General features: G+C 43.8%; 15 protein-coding genes. 8 read left to right on the top strand and 7 right to left on the bottom strand.

Annotation, left to right across the window (positions count from 1 at the left end):
- The first annotated feature begins 95 nt into the window (after positions 1 to 95).
- The 4 genes from ACDQ55_RS15915 (at position 96) to ACDQ55_RS15900 (ending at position 2,583) form a co-directional block, all read left to right on the top strand.
- Positions 96 to 308, top strand: a complete 213-nt coding sequence (locus tag ACDQ55_RS15915; protein WP_420982431.1) for a hypothetical protein — start codon at positions 96 to 98, stop codon at positions 306 to 308.
- A gap of 131 nt (positions 309 to 439) precedes the next feature.
- Complete coding sequence (locus tag ACDQ55_RS15910) at positions 440 to 847, top strand: hypothetical protein (protein WP_420982429.1); 408 nt, start codon at positions 440 to 442, stop codon at positions 845 to 847.
- Positions 848 to 959: 112 nt separating this feature from the next.
- Entirely contained in the window at positions 960 to 1,958 is a 999-nt protein-coding gene (locus ACDQ55_RS15905; RefSeq protein WP_420982427.1) for a putative toxin, read from the top strand.
- A gap of 16 nt (positions 1,959 to 1,974) precedes the next feature.
- Entirely contained in the window at positions 1,975 to 2,583 is a 609-nt protein-coding gene (locus tag ACDQ55_RS15900) for a hypothetical protein (protein ID WP_420982425.1), read from the top strand.
- A gap of 362 nt (positions 2,584 to 2,945) precedes the next feature.
- Here ACDQ55_RS15900 and ACDQ55_RS15895 read toward each other — a convergent pair whose 3' ends face one another.
- Positions 2,946 to 3,224: a helix-turn-helix domain-containing protein gene (locus ACDQ55_RS15895; protein ID WP_420982423.1), complete on the bottom strand. Its 279-nt coding sequence runs from the start codon at positions 3,222 to 3,224 to the stop codon at positions 2,946 to 2,948.
- 370 nt (positions 3,225 to 3,594) lie between these two features.
- Here ACDQ55_RS15895 and ACDQ55_RS15890 point away from each other — a divergent pair, with 370 nt between their 5' ends.
- The gene (locus tag ACDQ55_RS15890; protein WP_420982421.1) at positions 3,595 to 3,852 is read left to right on the top strand and encodes a hypothetical protein; all 258 of its coding nucleotides are present in this window, start codon (positions 3,595 to 3,597) and stop codon (positions 3,850 to 3,852) included.
- Between the two features lie 283 nt (positions 3,853 to 4,135).
- Here the strand turns inward: ACDQ55_RS15890 and ACDQ55_RS15885 are convergent, their stop codons facing one another.
- Complete coding sequence (locus tag ACDQ55_RS15885; RefSeq protein WP_420982420.1) at positions 4,136 to 4,357, bottom strand: helix-turn-helix domain-containing protein; 222 nt, start codon at positions 4,355 to 4,357, stop codon at positions 4,136 to 4,138.
- Positions 4,358 to 4,791: 434 nt separating this feature from the next.
- On the opposite strand from ACDQ55_RS15885, the gene ACDQ55_RS15880 reads away from it, so the two are divergent.
- Positions 4,792 to 5,037 carry a hypothetical protein gene (locus ACDQ55_RS15880; RefSeq protein WP_420982418.1) on the top strand — a complete coding sequence of 82 codons (246 nt, stop codon included), beginning with the start codon at positions 4,792 to 4,794 and terminating at the stop codon, positions 5,035 to 5,037.
- Between the two features lie 79 nt (positions 5,038 to 5,116).
- Here the strand turns inward: ACDQ55_RS15880 and ACDQ55_RS15875 are convergent, their stop codons facing one another.
- A complete protein-coding gene (locus ACDQ55_RS15875; RefSeq protein ID WP_420982416.1) occupies positions 5,117 to 5,329 on the bottom strand; it encodes a hypothetical protein in 213 nt (70 codons plus the stop codon).
- Positions 5,330 to 5,771: 442 nt separating this feature from the next.
- Between ACDQ55_RS15875 and ACDQ55_RS15870 the strand changes: the two genes are divergently transcribed.
- The gene (locus tag ACDQ55_RS15870) at positions 5,772 to 10,403 is read left to right on the top strand and encodes a DUF3320 domain-containing protein (protein WP_420982415.1); all 4,632 of its coding nucleotides are present in this window, start codon (positions 5,772 to 5,774) and stop codon (positions 10,401 to 10,403) included.
- 64 nt (positions 10,404 to 10,467) lie between these two features.
- Here the strand turns inward: ACDQ55_RS15870 and ygiD are convergent, their stop codons facing one another.
- From ygiD to msrA, 4 genes are all read right to left on the bottom strand, one after another.
- On the bottom strand, positions 10,468 to 11,289 hold the full coding sequence (gene ygiD, locus ACDQ55_RS15865; protein WP_420982414.1) for a 4,5-DOPA dioxygenase extradiol: 822 nt from the start codon (positions 11,287 to 11,289) through the stop codon (positions 10,468 to 10,470).
- Between the two features lie 36 nt (positions 11,290 to 11,325).
- On the bottom strand, positions 11,326 to 11,736 hold the full coding sequence (locus ACDQ55_RS15860) for an RrF2 family transcriptional regulator (RefSeq protein WP_420982412.1): 411 nt from the start codon (positions 11,734 to 11,736) through the stop codon (positions 11,326 to 11,328).
- A gap of 56 nt (positions 11,737 to 11,792) precedes the next feature.
- Positions 11,793 to 12,026, bottom strand: coding sequence for a hypothetical protein (locus ACDQ55_RS15855; protein ID WP_420982411.1), 234 nt, complete (start codon positions 12,024 to 12,026; stop codon positions 11,793 to 11,795).
- Between the two features lie 411 nt (positions 12,027 to 12,437).
- Positions 12,438 to 13,082, bottom strand: coding sequence for a peptide-methionine (S)-S-oxide reductase MsrA (gene msrA, locus ACDQ55_RS15850; protein ID WP_420982410.1), 645 nt, complete (start codon positions 13,080 to 13,082; stop codon positions 12,438 to 12,440).
- A 434-nt stretch (positions 13,083 to 13,516) separates the two neighbouring features.
- Between msrA and ACDQ55_RS15845 the strand changes: the two genes are divergently transcribed.
- Positions 13,517 to 15,637, top strand: a complete 2,121-nt coding sequence (locus ACDQ55_RS15845) for an endonuclease MutS2 (protein ID WP_420982408.1) — start codon at positions 13,517 to 13,519, stop codon at positions 15,635 to 15,637.
- Position 15,638 lies beyond the last annotated feature (1 nt).

Below are 15,638 nucleotides of genomic sequence, written 5' to 3'. Positions count from 1 at the left end.
TTTGAACTCAAATAGGCCTGAATAATAAGATGCTTGTCACTTTCCAGATAGTAACCGTTCTTAAGTTTGACGATTTTCTTCATTTTTTACATTTTTTGTGTAAACCTATTTCAGGACAAGACAGGGAATGGCGGTGCGGGGCGGCAGACCGTATGTTGGGGCGACAGGATATAGCCATCAGCGTTATACCGCTGGCCCGGCGATGGAAGAATAAACTGCGCGAACACCAGCGTCAGTACCTTGATCATCTGTTGTACTATCTTGCTGCGTCCGGGAGAACAGATGATGTGAGCAGCGACACAACATAGGCTGGACGATAGTTCCCTGATCAACCTGAGAATATAAGATCAGCGGCAGTAACACATCATCTATTCTCCCGGACGTTCGTTTTATCCCTTGTAGAAGATTGTTTTTTATTCTTCATTTTTAAAATATAATTATGGAAAACAAAACACAGCTACAGCGTGGCGAGGAAAGCTACGCCCTGCAAGTACCGGAACAGGTACGTTTATTATGCGAACTGCTGGACGTTGATCTGTCAAGGATCTTGCAGGTTTTTATCAATGATCTGGGCCATGACCTGTACGGCGGCAACGGAAGCAACGAGCGATGGATGGCGATTGATTATTTTATGAACTGCGGTTATGGACTGCATCTTTTTGAAAACGAAGAACTGCACCAGATGTTCTATGAACTGGAGCAGCTGCGTAACCGTTGGTGCAACGGCAGCCAGGAGGCTGAAAAGAAATACGCCGCTTACCGCGACAAGTTCCTGTCGTGCTGGTTCAATACCTGGCTTAAAAAACGAAGCCCGGGTACAATGACCCAGGCTCTTGAGATGCTTTAAATAGTGGCTCTAAATAAAGCAGTGGCAAAATAAATAAAATCCGGGCATGACTGTCCGGATTTTATTTATTTTAGGGGTAGGTCTTTGAAAAAAATGTGTCGCCAATGGGGAAGTGAACAGGAAAAGTGCATCAGGTCCGTTGTTGGAGGAGACACATTATTATCCGTTTGGACTCACCATGAGTGGGATAAGCTCCAATGTCTTAAAAGGTGCGAATTATCCGGAGAACCGTAAAAAGTATAACGGTATCGAGTATACCAACGAGTTAGATCTGGATATATATGATGCGCAGTTAAGAAACCTTGATCCTCAGATAGGAAGGTGGAACCAGATAGATCCGAAGATTGAGAATATGGAGGCGTGGTCGCCGTATGTCTCTAACTATGATAATCCGATTAGATATCAAGATTTTTTAGGTGATGAACCATATGGTGGTCCTGGCATAAGCTATATTCCAGTTCCCCTAAATGCACAAGAAATAGGAGAAGCTGTAAATGGTGGGATAACAAAGACAAGAGAGGCCGTTGGGTCATTTTTGGGTCGGGTTGCAACAGCAACTTTGGGAATCATTAATGCTGCGGGTGGTGGAAGGACATCCGCTGAAACATTAGGATTATCGGGAGGTCAGGCAGATCAATATAATACAGCTACGACGGTGGCAAGTTATATGCCGCTTCCAATGCCCGGAGGTGGTGCACCTGGTGAAAGTGCAGCATTAGCATTAGCTAATGGTTCTTCAGTAAGAGCTTCAGAGGGTTTAGCTATAAACATAAGTAATGTTGTTTTAGCTAAGGGAGGGGCAGCTCCGAATCGTACTGGCTCACAGGGCGAAACAGCAACCGGGTCAGATAAGCCTGGTCAGAAGGAGATATATCAAGGTGCATCAGGGAAAACGAGAGAAGCGGATAAATCTACAAAAACTCAATTGCATGAGACTAAGAATGTAGCTTACCAATATCTTAGCACTCAATTAAAGGACGCCATACAGCATGCTCAAAATGGAGGAAGAAAGTTTATGTTATGGCTAAGGTCGGATACTAAGGTATCTCAGCAATTGCAACAACAAATTAATAATGGAAATGTTAGAAGGAAGACGATTCCAGGAACATAATAATCTATATTAAGGCATGGGACAAATTGAAAGAGAGATGTTAAAAGAGCTTGAAGTTGCAGGCTTCAAGTACTATGATTCTAATTATATTTTTAAGAAAGAGGAACTTCAGCCGGAGGAAGTTGCCATAATATTAAAGTGGTTGCCAGATATTTATAAGGAGCATCTAGGGACCGGTGATCTTTTAGTTCGGTCTTTAATAAGTGCAAAAGAACCTTTTAATCCTTCAGTTATTATTGACTTATTTAATCGTGAGGATTTTAATTTTTCAATAAAAAGTGGTTTTGAAGTAGCATTAGTTTATGCACCGACAGAAGATATTTCTATTTGGCTTAAGGATCAGCTTTTAAATCATGAGTATGCGTTAGAGCGGCAAATATTAATATTAGGACTACCCAATAAAGGAGGATTTAAAAATGAGAAAGAGTTAATAGCTTTTCTTGAGCAAATATTTGATAAATACCCAGTGGATACGTGGTTCAAGGTGTTTAAGAAATATGGTTCTATAGATGATATTCCATTTTTGCAATCAAAGCAGGATCACGTTGATAAAAAGATAGGGAAAGAGATTTTAAAATTAATTAGTGCTATTGAAACAAGGAAAAAGAAACCGAAGTTTCCATAGAGTATTGAGATTATTTTAGGGGAATATTAAATTGTAGAAGTTAAAACTTAATCTTTTTGAGTTATTTGTTTAACAATAACTGTCAGATTAAGTTTTAACTTCTACAAAGCATTGACTATCACAATTAATCTGATTCCCCGATTTTTAAATTTACACACTTAGTGAAATAGTCCTTCCTTTTGGGTAATACTGACAGGTGGTCCGGGATATTCCCATCAATTTACACGCCTTGCGGTTACTTAGCTGTTTTTCAGTGTCAAATAGGTAACGGCTTCCCGTTTCTGCTGTGTGGCGTCAGCACTTTTTTCCATCAGATTTTTTAATGCCCACTTCTCAAGACTCATTTCCGCAAACATCTTCTCCTACTTTTGCTTCTTCTTTAATTCTTTAAAGAAATCTTCCGGCTCCATGTTTAGCCCATAAATTATGCGGAGAAAATTGCTTAATACCATATCGCCGCCACTTTCTGCGCGTACTAGTGTGCTTCTGCTGATGCCAATTTCATAGGCAAAATCTTCTAGAGATCCACCGGTAGTAGTTCGATGGGTCTTGATTAACTCACTGATTTCTGCTATCAGCGTTGTTAACTCAGCGTCGGGAATTTCTCGTGCAATAAAAACCCGTTTTCGTTTCGGCCTCATTTATGCAATCTTACAAGATACATTCCTTAATAAAAATTCCATATATGAAGATTTAAGTAGAAATGCTTAATATAAATATTCATATTAAGAATCTCAAATTTGAAACTTTAATTTTTTTATTATAATTTGGGCTAGCTTTGCAGCTCTTAAAACTTATTGGAAGCTGCTTCTGTATATCCACACCTGAGAACCTGCGAAATTCACATGGGATGGGGATAAAAGGAAGGTGCTCGCGTTTTAGCGCGGGCTCTTCTTTGTCGTCCCATTACCCTCGCAGGGGTCTCAGGTGGCATTGTAAGAGTTCCGCGCTTTTGTTTTCCCTGGCCGGACTCTTTTATTATAATACCTATAAAACCTATAAAGAGCCCTGATGAAATCCGTAAACGAAAAAGACACTGCTAGAAAAGAAATGTTCCTGATGGCCCTCAAGCATGCTAACGTGTATGCTAGTACGAATAAACGGCGCCAGCTGGAAGAACAGCTATATCTATACAAAAGATTGTGTTTGGTGCTGATTATCACCTTAGGCACAATTGCACTTTGCTCTGTACTGCTTAATATCAAACTTATCAACGATGCAACGCCTTTTCTCTTGTCCCATGGCATGTGGACCGATACTAAAATATAGTTGGCGTTATCATAACAATCATTAAACAAAAAGCTGGGTGTCTACCCGGCTATTTATTTTCTATTTCCTGGTTAAGGCTGGAAACTAAGTATTTTTGCATGTACCAGTAGTAACTTTTATTTAGACGGAAAGCTTTCCTGTATTATTCAGCATCTAACCTTAATGGCTTCGCCGCTAAGTACAGTTATTATTGCACACTCCACTCATTATTCTTACTAACTGCTCCCGTTTATGCTAATTAAATTAGTAATCACCTGTTTTCCTATTGCAAAGCCAGTTGTTTTTAGAAGTCTGCTAAAGCAGAGAAGGGAACTTTGAGCGCTTTAGCGATTCTGTATATCGTGAAAAACTGTACTTTCTTTTGACCATTTTCTATCAACGACAAGTGTCCGTTGTGGATGCCTGTTTCTATCTCTATGTCAAGCAGAGTCAATCCCTGAGCTTCCCGAAAGGTTCGTATCCTCCGGCCAAGTTTTTTCAATATGTCGGCTTCATTATCATTCACTGTTAGAAGATGATAGAAAAAAGTTGGTTTGTTTCTATACGATCGTATAGAAAATTAAAAAAATTGTTATATTCGTTTATCTTTGCCTCCCCTATAGTAAAAAGTATTTGAGGCATTGCTTTTATACCTGTCCCAGACCGACCAAACTCAGGAAGCAGGGATGAGAGCGAGGCCCGCGTATGTGCGCGGGCTCTTCTTGTCGGTTTCCGCCTTGGTCGGTCTGGGCCACAAGTTGAGTTCCGCGCTTTTTTGTGCCCGTAACTCTCATCACCTCTAAATAATCAATATGAAAAAAGCTTTTATTTTATCAACAACGGCGGAAGCTTCATAAGTTCAAGGGCATTCAGGAAACCATGTTTTGAGCACCATTGTGTGATCAATCCCTTGCTGTTTACATACTTACCCTATTACCCCTGTTACTAAAATTATTTACTATGAAAAACAAAGAAACCATCAGCATGGAAGTATTCGATATGGCAATGAAGCAGGCGATCTCACACGCGGAATTGCACTCCCGGCAAGAGTTGGAAGACCAACTTTTTTTTTATAAACGGTTGTGCAGGATATTAATTATCGTATTGTCTATGATTGCTCTTTGTTCTGTATTATTGAATATAAAATTGATGTCTGAAAGTAAAGCTCCCTTACCAGGAGGTATATGGACCTATAAAGGATATTAAGAAAGTTGGCGTTATCATAACAACCATTAAATGAAAAGCTGGGTGTCTACCCGGCTCCACTTTATTTACTTTATCGAACCTAAGCGTTTAAAGCCGATTGAATGCCCCGCCCGATCTTTTGTAAACTTTCGGGAGGATGGGGTATATCCCGTGGAACAATATTACCTTGATCATCTGCGCTGAAAACAGTATCTGCATCACACGCTTTCACGATGTATAGCATGTTACCGGCTATTGAAGTTACCTGTATGGTGTATTCTTTGCCGTCTACCGTGATAGTAACCTGTTTCATAATCACCATTTTATTTACTATGATCGCTGCTGCAATATCCGGGCCATAGCTGCGCCTCGCTTTTCTCGCACAAGGATGAGTCCGCAAAGCAGTTGCCTGGAAGATAATTACCTCGTTAATATAACAAAAATAAATCAAATTTACAATTATTATTAGCGCCAGCTTTGCCCCTCTTTTCCCTGATAAAAGGGCCCCTTTTTTTACGTCCAGGAAATGTTTACCGGCATCAATAAAAATGTAGTATTCATCCACTATCGCTAATGTACAAACGTCTTTTGAGTGGGGCTTGTAAAGTATCATTTTACTACCACTCCTGAAGTAGGGACCAGCATATCAGCTGTCTCCTTTGTTGGCGCGGCGTGTTTTTATTCATTTTGCATACTTCTTCCCGCCCTTCCCACGTTTATAAAATATATTTGTGCCGTATTTCATTATTGCAATTATGATCGCATCCATATTAACCAGACTTGAATCTTCCCGCAAGGAATTACTGGATTTAGGCCTCAGAAACCCGCTGCTAAATTATAGATTGCCCGCAGGCAAAGGATTGCATATAGTAGATGAACAATCTGCCTATATCTACGATATCCTGGTAAGGGAAAATAAAACCATGACATTTCTGGATCGTCCTGATAAAAAACAGGGGGAAGAAGTAATGGAATACCAGGAACAGGTATCTAAAGAAGCGTATAGCGATACCCGTTTGCAAACGGATGAAAACCAGATGAATCTTCATGCCAGGCTACTCAACACTTATTATGCTGCCAGAATGAGCATGGAAGAACAAGGAGTGAACATCCTATATATTTCCCTGGGAATGTTGCACTGGTACGAAGATGCGACCAGTGAGGAAGCCAGGTTAGCTCCCCTGATCATGATACCGGTGTTGCTCGACCGGTCCAGTGCACGCGAACGTTTCCGCGTAAAATATTCACTGGAGGAAATAGGGGCTAACATCTCTCTGCAAGCAAAAATGAAAGCGGACTTCAATATCCATATTCCTGATTTGCCGGAGGCAGAAGATTTTGATGTAAACGCCTGGTTGGAAGAAGTAATAGCAGCTGTAGCTGTTATACCCCGCTGGAAAGTGGAAAGAGACGCTATTGAGCTGGGTTTTTTCTCTTTCGGGAAATTTATGATCTATAACGACCTGGATACCGCAAAATGGCAGCAGGGCGATAATATTATTACTCACCCGGTGATCCAGAGCCTTTTTGGCGGTGGCTTCTCCGATCAGCAACCTATTGTTCCGGAGGATGCTTTTATTGATAACGATACGCAGGCGCATGAACTATATCAGGTAGTAGATGCCGACAGTTCCCAAATCCTCGCTATGTTGGCAGTACAGGAAGGTCGCAACCTGGTGATACAAGGCCCTCCAGGTACCGGAAAGTCGCAAACTATCACCAACGTGATTGCAGACGCTATTGGCCGGGGAAAGAAAGTACTGTTTGTAGCCGAGAAAATGGCTGCCCTGGAAGTAGTAAAACGCCGGCTGGATAATAGCCAGCTGGGAGATGCCTGCTTGGAACTACATAGCCATAAAGCCAATAAAAAAGAACTGCATCAGGAACTTCGCCGGGTGTTGGAACTGGGCCGCCCGGCTATTCAAAAGTTGCAGGAAGAAGTATTATTGCTCAATAACCATAAAAAACAGCTCAATGATTACTGTTTAGCTGTGAACGGGTTTATTGATAAAAGTGGTTTAACAGCCCATCAAGTGATGGGCTACCTGTTATGCATCTACGAAGAAACAATCGGAGTGGAGCTGCCTGCGATTTCCTTGCCTCAAATAGCACAGTGGGATGCAGCTGCAATAAACCGCGCTACAGCTATGGCGCTGCGTATCCAGGCCTGTTTGCAGGAAATAGGAGTGCCTTCGGAACTAACTTTCCGGGGTAGCCGGCTGGTGGTATTATTGCCACATGAGCAACAGGTGCTAGCCCGGCAATTGGCAGGGGCAAATGCGGCGGTAAATGCGTTGTTGCAAGCGGCTAATGCCATCGCAACAAAAATGGGCATAGCCGCTCCGGCAGACAGGCCAGCTACTACGGAGCTGGCGGGTATATGTGATTTGCTGGCAAAACAGCCTGATCTGCAAGGACTGGACGTTAACAATAGCACCTGGTTCACAAATAAACAAGACATCCTGGCCTGGTTAGAAGCAGGCCAAGCTGTTACTGCTATACAACAGCAATACCAGGATATCTTTATCCCTGAAGCCTGGGAGCAGCAAGTAATGGAGATGAGGCAACACCTGTTGGCCCATGGCCATAAGTGGTACAAATTCCTGATAGGCGATTATAAACGAAGCAACCGGCAATTAGCTGCTTTGTGCCGTCGGCCTTTAACGGTGGGCAATGAAGAGAAATTGCTGTATATAGATGCTATACTGGAGTTCAGAAGACAGGATGCCATAGTCAGAGAATATACTGCTTTGGCGAAAACTTTGTTTGGCAGCCGGTGGCAGAAAACGCAAACTAATTGGCTGGCCGTGCAAACGGCCGGCGAATACCTAATGGAGCTGCACGGATATGTAGCTGAAGGTAATATGCCGGCTGCCGCGATCACTTATTTAAGCAATACCCGTGATGCGGCTGCCGCCCGTGTAGATGAACAACTATTAACCCGCCTGCTGCTGGAACAGCAAGCACATACCGATGCGGTATTACAGCAATTGGAGATGGACGTTTTCCATTACCCGGCACCGTTAGTAAGGCAGCAACAGCAATTACAAGTATGGATAGACCAATTGCCAGAAATACATCATCTTATTTCTTGGAACAATATAACGGAAACGGCTATACAGGAAAATATGGGTTGCCTTATTCTTGCCGCCCGTGAGTGGAGCGATGCCCATCAATACTTGAAAACCGCTTTGCTTAAAACCTGGTACGAGCATCTAGCGGAAACAGCGGTGAAATCACAGCCAGCCCTGCGCAGGTTTGAGCGCGGCGGACATGAAGCAATGGTTCAGCAGTTTCGTCGCCTGGATGTATTAGACCAACAGTATAACCGTGCCCGTGCGGCCCTGCATCACTGGGAGCAGATGCCCCGTGTAGATGCTGGCGGACAGGTGAATATTTTACGCACCGAGTTTAACAAAAAAGCCCGGCATATGCCTATCCGCAAGCTCATGCAGGAAGCAGGGTTGGCTATACAGGCCATTAAGCCGGTGTTTATGATGAGTCCTTTGTCTATTGCCAATTTCCTTCCACCAGCAGCATTGGAATTTGATCTGGTGATATTTGATGAGGCTAGCCAGGTAAAGCCGGTGGAAGCACTGGGTGCTATCCTGCGCGGAAAGCAACTAGTGGTAGTGGGCGACAACAAACAATTACCGCCCACTAGTTTCTTCGATTCCCTCACTAAAGAAACAGACGATGAAGAAAATGTAACGGCAGATATGCAGAGTATTCTGGGGCTATGCGATGCGCAGGGGGCGCCCCAACGTATGCTGCGCTGGCATTACCGTAGCCGGCATGAGTCGTTGATCACCCTTTCCAATCATGAGTTTTATGACAACCGTCTGGTGATATTTCCCAGTCCTGGTTCTAAAGAAAATAAAGGATTGGTATTTCACCACCTGAAAAATACAGCATACGATCGCGGCAAAACCCGCACCAATCCAAAAGAAGCGGAGATAGTAGCAGATGCGGTGATGGAGCATGCGCGTAAGTATCCGGCGTTGAGCCTGGGTGTAGTTGCTTTTAGCACTTCCCAACGCCAGGCTATCAGCGATGCACTGGAATTGCGTAGGCGTCAGTTGCCGGAGCTGGAAAGCTTTTTCAACAATCACCGCGATGAGCCTTTTTTTGTTAAGAACCTGGAAAATGTGCAGGGGGATGAAAGGGAGGTGATCTTTATCTCTATCGGTTACGGACGTACGGAAGAAGGATATGTGGCCATGTCTTTCGGACCGCTGAACAATGAAGGGGGTGAAAGAAGGCTTAATGTGCTCATTACCCGTGCTAAAACCCGGTGTGAGGTATTTACCAACATTACAGCAGATGATATTGATGTAAGCCGTACCAAGAGCCAGGGCATACGGTCGCTTAAGAATTTCCTCTATTTTGCACAACAAGGTAAGTTGTACATGACCGAGGAAACCGGGTTGCCGGCCGACAGCCCTTTTGAGGAAAATGTGGCTGCGAAGTTGGAAGCAGCCGGCTATACGGTACGTAAACAAATAGGCGCTAAAGGTTTTTATATAGATCTGGCGATTGTAGATGTAGAAAATCCAGGTCGTTATTTATTGGGAATAGAATGTGATGGCGCTGCTTACCATACCGCGAGATCGGCCCGCGACCGTGACCGGTTGCGGCAGCAGGTGCTGGAGGCAATGGGCTGGAAGATTTACCGCATTTGGAGCACTGACTGGTTCCGTTATCCAGACCGGGAGTTAAACCGCCTAGTGGCGGCCATAGAACAAAGCAGATTAGCTATTGCTATGGATGATCAGGAGGAGGCCAACCATTTAAAAGAAGACTCGCCAGCGCTTACCCGCGAAGTGGTAAGATCGCAGGAGAAAGAAGTGCCTGCCTACGAAACGGCTGTATTGCCTCCTGAAATACAGGAACAGGAATTTCATTTATTGCCCATCGGAAAGCTTTGTAATTGGATAGAAGACATCGTGACGATAGAAAGCCCGGTGCATTTTGATGAACTGGCCCGTCGTATGGTAGAAGCTGCTGGTATTACCAGGGTTGGTCCACGTATCCGGGAAATATTACGTCATGCTGTGCGCCATTCTGATGCCAGTAAACGGATTAAAATAAAAGGACAATTTCTATGGCATACCTCCCTGCCCGTCCCGATGGTGCGCAACCGCAGCCTGTTGCCTGCCGCTGCCCGCAAAATCAGTTATATCTCAACGGAAGAAATAGGCGTAGCCCTCGAAAAAGTAGTGAAAGATGCGGTAGCTATCCAGCGGGAAGATGCGGTGCCTTTCATCGCTAAAATGTTCGGATATAGCCGGGTAACGGAAGAGATGAAAGAAGAGATAATGAAAGCAATTGACATTAGCATCTATAATAACCAGGTAAAGCGGGAAGGAGATCTGCTGATTGCCTGATAAGGTGCCAGGAAGCGGCTATGCTTATTAGTTTTCCTGTTAAAGCAAAGTGTTTAAGGGCCGTTTAAACAGTCTGGAAACAACGCATGCTAACACTGCCGTTTTGTATTTCTTCGTAGGTGAACCGGATTTGCTCATTTTTATCTATTACACCCAGGGTATAAATCATAGGCAGGTAATGATCGTTGCTAGGAATGGATAACTGGGCTTCCAGGCCCAGGGTATGGTAGTTGACGAGGTCGTTAAAAGCGCCTTGTTCCAGTTTATTTTTTACTGTTGCGTCAAAAGAAACAGCCCAGTCGTAAGGCGGGGCGTTGTCGGAAAAGATAACTTTTCTGAGGTTATGCACAATGTTTCCGCTACCCATGATCAGGATGCCTTTATTGCGTAAGGTTTGCAGTTCTGCAGCCAGTTTATAATGGTATTCGGGCGATTGATAATAGTCGATGCTCAACTGGTATACAGGGATATTGGCTTTAGGATACATATGCCGTAATATCGTCCAGGTACCATGATCCAGGCCCCAATCAAGGTCTTCTGTTACGTTGGCGGAGGTGATCAGTAGCTTGGTTTCCCTGGCCAGTTCCGGGGCACCGGGCGCTGGATACTGTACTTGGTATAGCGCATCCGGGAATCCGCCAAAATCGTGAATTGTTTGAGGATGGGGAGCTGCCAGCACATGGGTGCCTCGGGTGAGCCAATGCGCTGAAATAACCAGGATAGCGGCAGGCGGTTGAGGTAGCGCTTGTCCCATTTGGGCGAGGGTATGGGTAAAGGCATTGTCGCTGATGCCATTCATAGGATTACCATGTCCTATAAACATTACAGGCATACGGGCAGTGCTTTTAAATTCGCTGGTAATATTTCTGAGATCGTTCAGTTGCATATTATTCCTGATAGCAGAATGCCTTTAGCGTAAAAATTATTCGAACTGGCGCAAAAAATCCGCCAGGCTCATTTTTTCCAATTTGAGTAACAGCGCTGCTTCAATTTCCTGGTATAGCTCGTGGAGGTGCTGTTTTATCTGTTTGCCTACCGGGCAGTCGGGGTTAGGTTCATTCTTACTGTTTCCCAGCAGAGATGCTTGTTGAACGGCGTGATATACTTCCGACAGCTGGATTTTAGTGGCTGGTCTGGATAGTGTAGCGCCACCATTCTTGCCTTCCTTGCTTTCTATTAATCCGTGATTACGGAGATTGCTGATTTCCTTGCGTACCAGTACTGGGTTAATATTGATGCTGCTTGCAATATAATCAGACGATAATAGCTCTCCTTCCGAGCTGGCCATCAGCGTCAGTATATGCATAGAAATAGGAAATCTTCCATTATTCATTCTGTAATTGCCTTTATTACAGTACAAAATTACGAAATAAGCGGCAAAGGAAAAATTTATCTATGCCGGTGAGTAAAGAAATAAACAATACAGGCGATAATGAGTACCAGTATGATCAGCATGATCACGCCGCCGTTTTTGCCAGGTTTTTTTACCGCCCTTTTTACGCCACGGGCAGCAATCAGGGCTTCCACGGTGCTTTGGGCTTCGGTGGGGCCTATACTGTGACCAGGTAATTTGTTGATTTCGGTTAGATAATATTTAATAGCAGGTAATTTTCCTGTGTTCATGCAGAGCCTGAGCGTTTTTTCCTCAATGGTGTGGCGAGCAGCCATTACTTTGTGGAGATCCAACCGTGGAATCTCCATGCCGGTAATTTCCCTTTGGCAATGATGACAGACCCTTTCTTGAAATGGCTCTCTTACAGGAACAGTACGAATTGCATATGAACTCCCACACCAGGGACAGACTTGTTCAGTGATCATTAATAGTGGAACTTTTTATTAACGGTAGTATAAGTTAATAAAAGATTTCCGGATTTAGTATTCCTTCCCCCAGGTAATTAAAAAAGAGAGGCTATCTCAAAAGTATGAGGCAGCCTCTCTTCCTTCGGGTCCCTGATGGAGACATATCGTTGTTAAGCAATGCTCAAGCGCTTAATTTACTTTTGATACCTCCTCTTTTGGTAGATTGTGTTGCGTTTATTGTTTTTTCAGGTGGCCGGCAAATGCTTTTTTGAATTTTTCCAGTTTGGGTTTGATCACAAAGGTGCAGTAAGGCTGCGACCCATTCTGGTTATAATAGTTCTGGTGGTAATCTTCTGCCTTATAGAAAGTAGTAAGCGGCGCTATTTCGGTCACAATAGGTTTATCGTATGCGCCGGATTCCTGCAGTTTCTTTTTGTAGAATTCCGCTTTTTCTTTCTGTTCCTCACTATTATAGAAGATTACACTACGGTATTGGGTGCCCACGTCGTTTCCCTGGCGGTTTAGCTGGGTAGGGTCATGACTGAGCCAAAAAGCTTGCAGCAGCTCGTCGTAGCTGATCTTAGCCGGGTCGTAGGTAACCCGGATCACTTCCGCATGACCAGTGGTGCCGGTGCATACTTCGTCATAAGTAGGATTGGCCACTGTACCGCCGGCATAGCCGGATTCTACCTTTAGTACGCCATCCAGGTATTGAAATTGTGCTTCTGTGCACCAGAAGCATCCGGCTCCGAAAGTGGCGGTCGCCGTTTTTTCATTATTGGTTACTTCCATATCACCGGGTACTTTATCTTTTTTATTTTGGGCGCAGGCAAAAAATGCCAACGCCAACAGAAAAATGAAGATTGAATATTTTCTCATAAAAATAAAATTTTAAAGATGCAGATATTTTACATGTGTCTCAAAGTCACTGCTGTATAGGTTTTTCTATCTGTTTGAGCATCTTTAGGTCACCTGAATTCATGATAATTTACGTAATATATGATGCAGGAGAACGACAAGTTAAGTAACTTTAACATTCTTTTGCAGTTTACAGGAACCCAAGGGCCCCTCGAAGCCGTCAAAAAAGCATACGTCAGCAGCAGCAGGAACAACATATAAAAAGCCGGAATTGCCGGATAAGTTTGATAGCATAATGACAAAAAGATGAACAAGAATTAATAATTTGCCGGACTAACGCTTTCTCTGCCATATATTGGCCGCGCCTTTGTGCGCATAGATAGTAAACTTTTTTACCCAGACACAAACAACGATAGACAGATCGTTTGTGCCTTCTTACTTTAAATAATTATCACTTGAAATATTTTCCTGAGTCTGCGTTAATGCAGTTGGAATTCGATAAGGTACAGGCATTATTGCAAGAACATTGTAAAACGGAGTTGGGCAAGGAAATGGCCGCTAATCTCCGGTTGCATACGCATATAGATTACGTAAAAACGGCTTTGCAACAAGCGCATGAATATAAACAACTGACGTTGTTGCAAGAGAATTTCCCGAACGATTATATCCTGAACCTGAAGAGGGAACTGCGCCTGCTGGCTATAGAAGGTGCGGTATTAACCGGTGATCAGGCCATGTTACTGCGAAAATTGGCAGAAAGCATGCATAGTATCGTCCGTTTTTTTGATCACGACCGCCGCAGCCAGTACCCTGCGCTGTACGAAGTGATCCAGGAAACACACTACGAAAAAAAGATCACCACCACCATCGATGAAGTGCTTGATGAACTGGGACAGGTGAGAGATAACGCCTCGCCCGAACTGGCCAGGATCAGAATGTCCCTGTTCCGTAAACGTACGGAGCTGCGTCGTGTTTTTGACCGCATATTACAAAAGCTCCAGAAGCTTAATTACCTGGCCGACCAGGAAGAGGCTTTCCTTAACGGTCGTCGTGTGGTAGCTATTTATGCAGAAAATAAGCGCATGGTGAAAGGCATTATCCATGGAGAATCGGACACCCGTAAAACCGCTTTCCTGGAGCCAGATGAAACGATTGAGCTGAATAACGACGTACAATCCCTCGAAAGAGAAGAAGGACGGGAAGTATACCGGATATTAAAATCCATGACTGCGGCATTGAGCGGATACGCTGGTTTGCTGAACACCTACCACGAAATACTGGGTACCTTTGATTTTATCCGGGGGAAGGCCAAATTAGCGTTGGATATGGATGCCAATTATCCCATGCTGCTACCACATGCGCAGTTGCACTTGATCCAGGCTTACCACCCATTATTGTTACTGTATAACCGTAAAAGCAATAAACCTACGGTACCGGTTAGCATTAACCTGGATAAAGATGCACATATCCTGGTGATCAGTGGACCCAATGCAGGAGGTAAAACAGTGACCATGAAAACCATCGGCCTTATACAGTTGATGCTGCAATCTGGCTTGCTGGTGCCCGTGCACCCCTCTTCCCAGATGGGCATCTTCAAACAATTGATGATCCACATCGGAGATACGCAGTCGCTGGAGTTTGAGTTGAGTACCTATAGTTCCCATTTGAAGAATATGAAATATTTTATAGAGAACGCCAACGGCAGAACGTTGTTCTTTATAGATGAACTGGGTAGTGGTTCCGATCCTAACTTGGGAGGCGCTTTCGCGGAAGTTATTATGGAAGAGTTGGCGAAGAAACATGCTTTCGGCATAGTAACCACCCATTATCTTAACCTGAAAGTGATGGCGAATAAAGTAAAGGGCATTATCAACGGCGCTATGGGCTTCGATGAGCAAACCTTGTTGCCTATGTACAAATTGATGGTAGGTAAACCAGGAAGTTCCTATACTTTCTCTATAGCGGAACGCATTGGTATGCATCCGTCTTTGATTGCCCGTGCCCGGAAACTGGTGGATGAAGGGCATTTCCAGCTGGATAAGCTGTTGAACAAAGCAGAGCAGGATCTTCAGAAAATAGAACATAAAGAAAAAGAGCTGCAACAGTTATTGAAGGAAAACGAGCGGCTCAAAAAAGAATATGAGATCCTGGCAGATAAAGAGCGGAAGCAGCAACAGTATACCTTGTTGAAACTACAGAACCAGATCAAGGAAGAAGACCTTCAGTACCTGAAAGATATGGAGCGTAAACTTAAACAGATTGTGGTAGAGTGGAAGCGTACCGATGAAAAGGATAAAGTAATGAAACAAGCTGAAATCCTTTTGTTCCGTCGCCGGGAAAAACAACATACAGAAAAGCTTAATAAAAAAGTACAGGAGAAATTCGAAGAGATCAAGGGACAGATTGAAGTAGGCTCTCAGGTAAAGATTACCACTAACCGCCAGGTAGGTAAGGTGCTGGAGATCCGCGACAAACGGGCGATAGTAAAGATCGGTAATATTCCTATCAATGTGAAGTTGAGTGATCTGGTGATGGTACAGGAAAGAGCAGATGAAAAAGCCGCTGAAGGTAAATGAT

Origin of the sequence: Chitinophaga sp. 30R24 (genome assembly GCF_049056765.1) — a bacterium.
Lineage (GTDB): Bacteria > Bacteroidota > Bacteroidia > Chitinophagales > Chitinophagaceae > Chitinophaga.
Note: the sequence above shows the minus strand (reverse complement) of the source record. Positions and strands in the feature narration are given on the sequence as shown.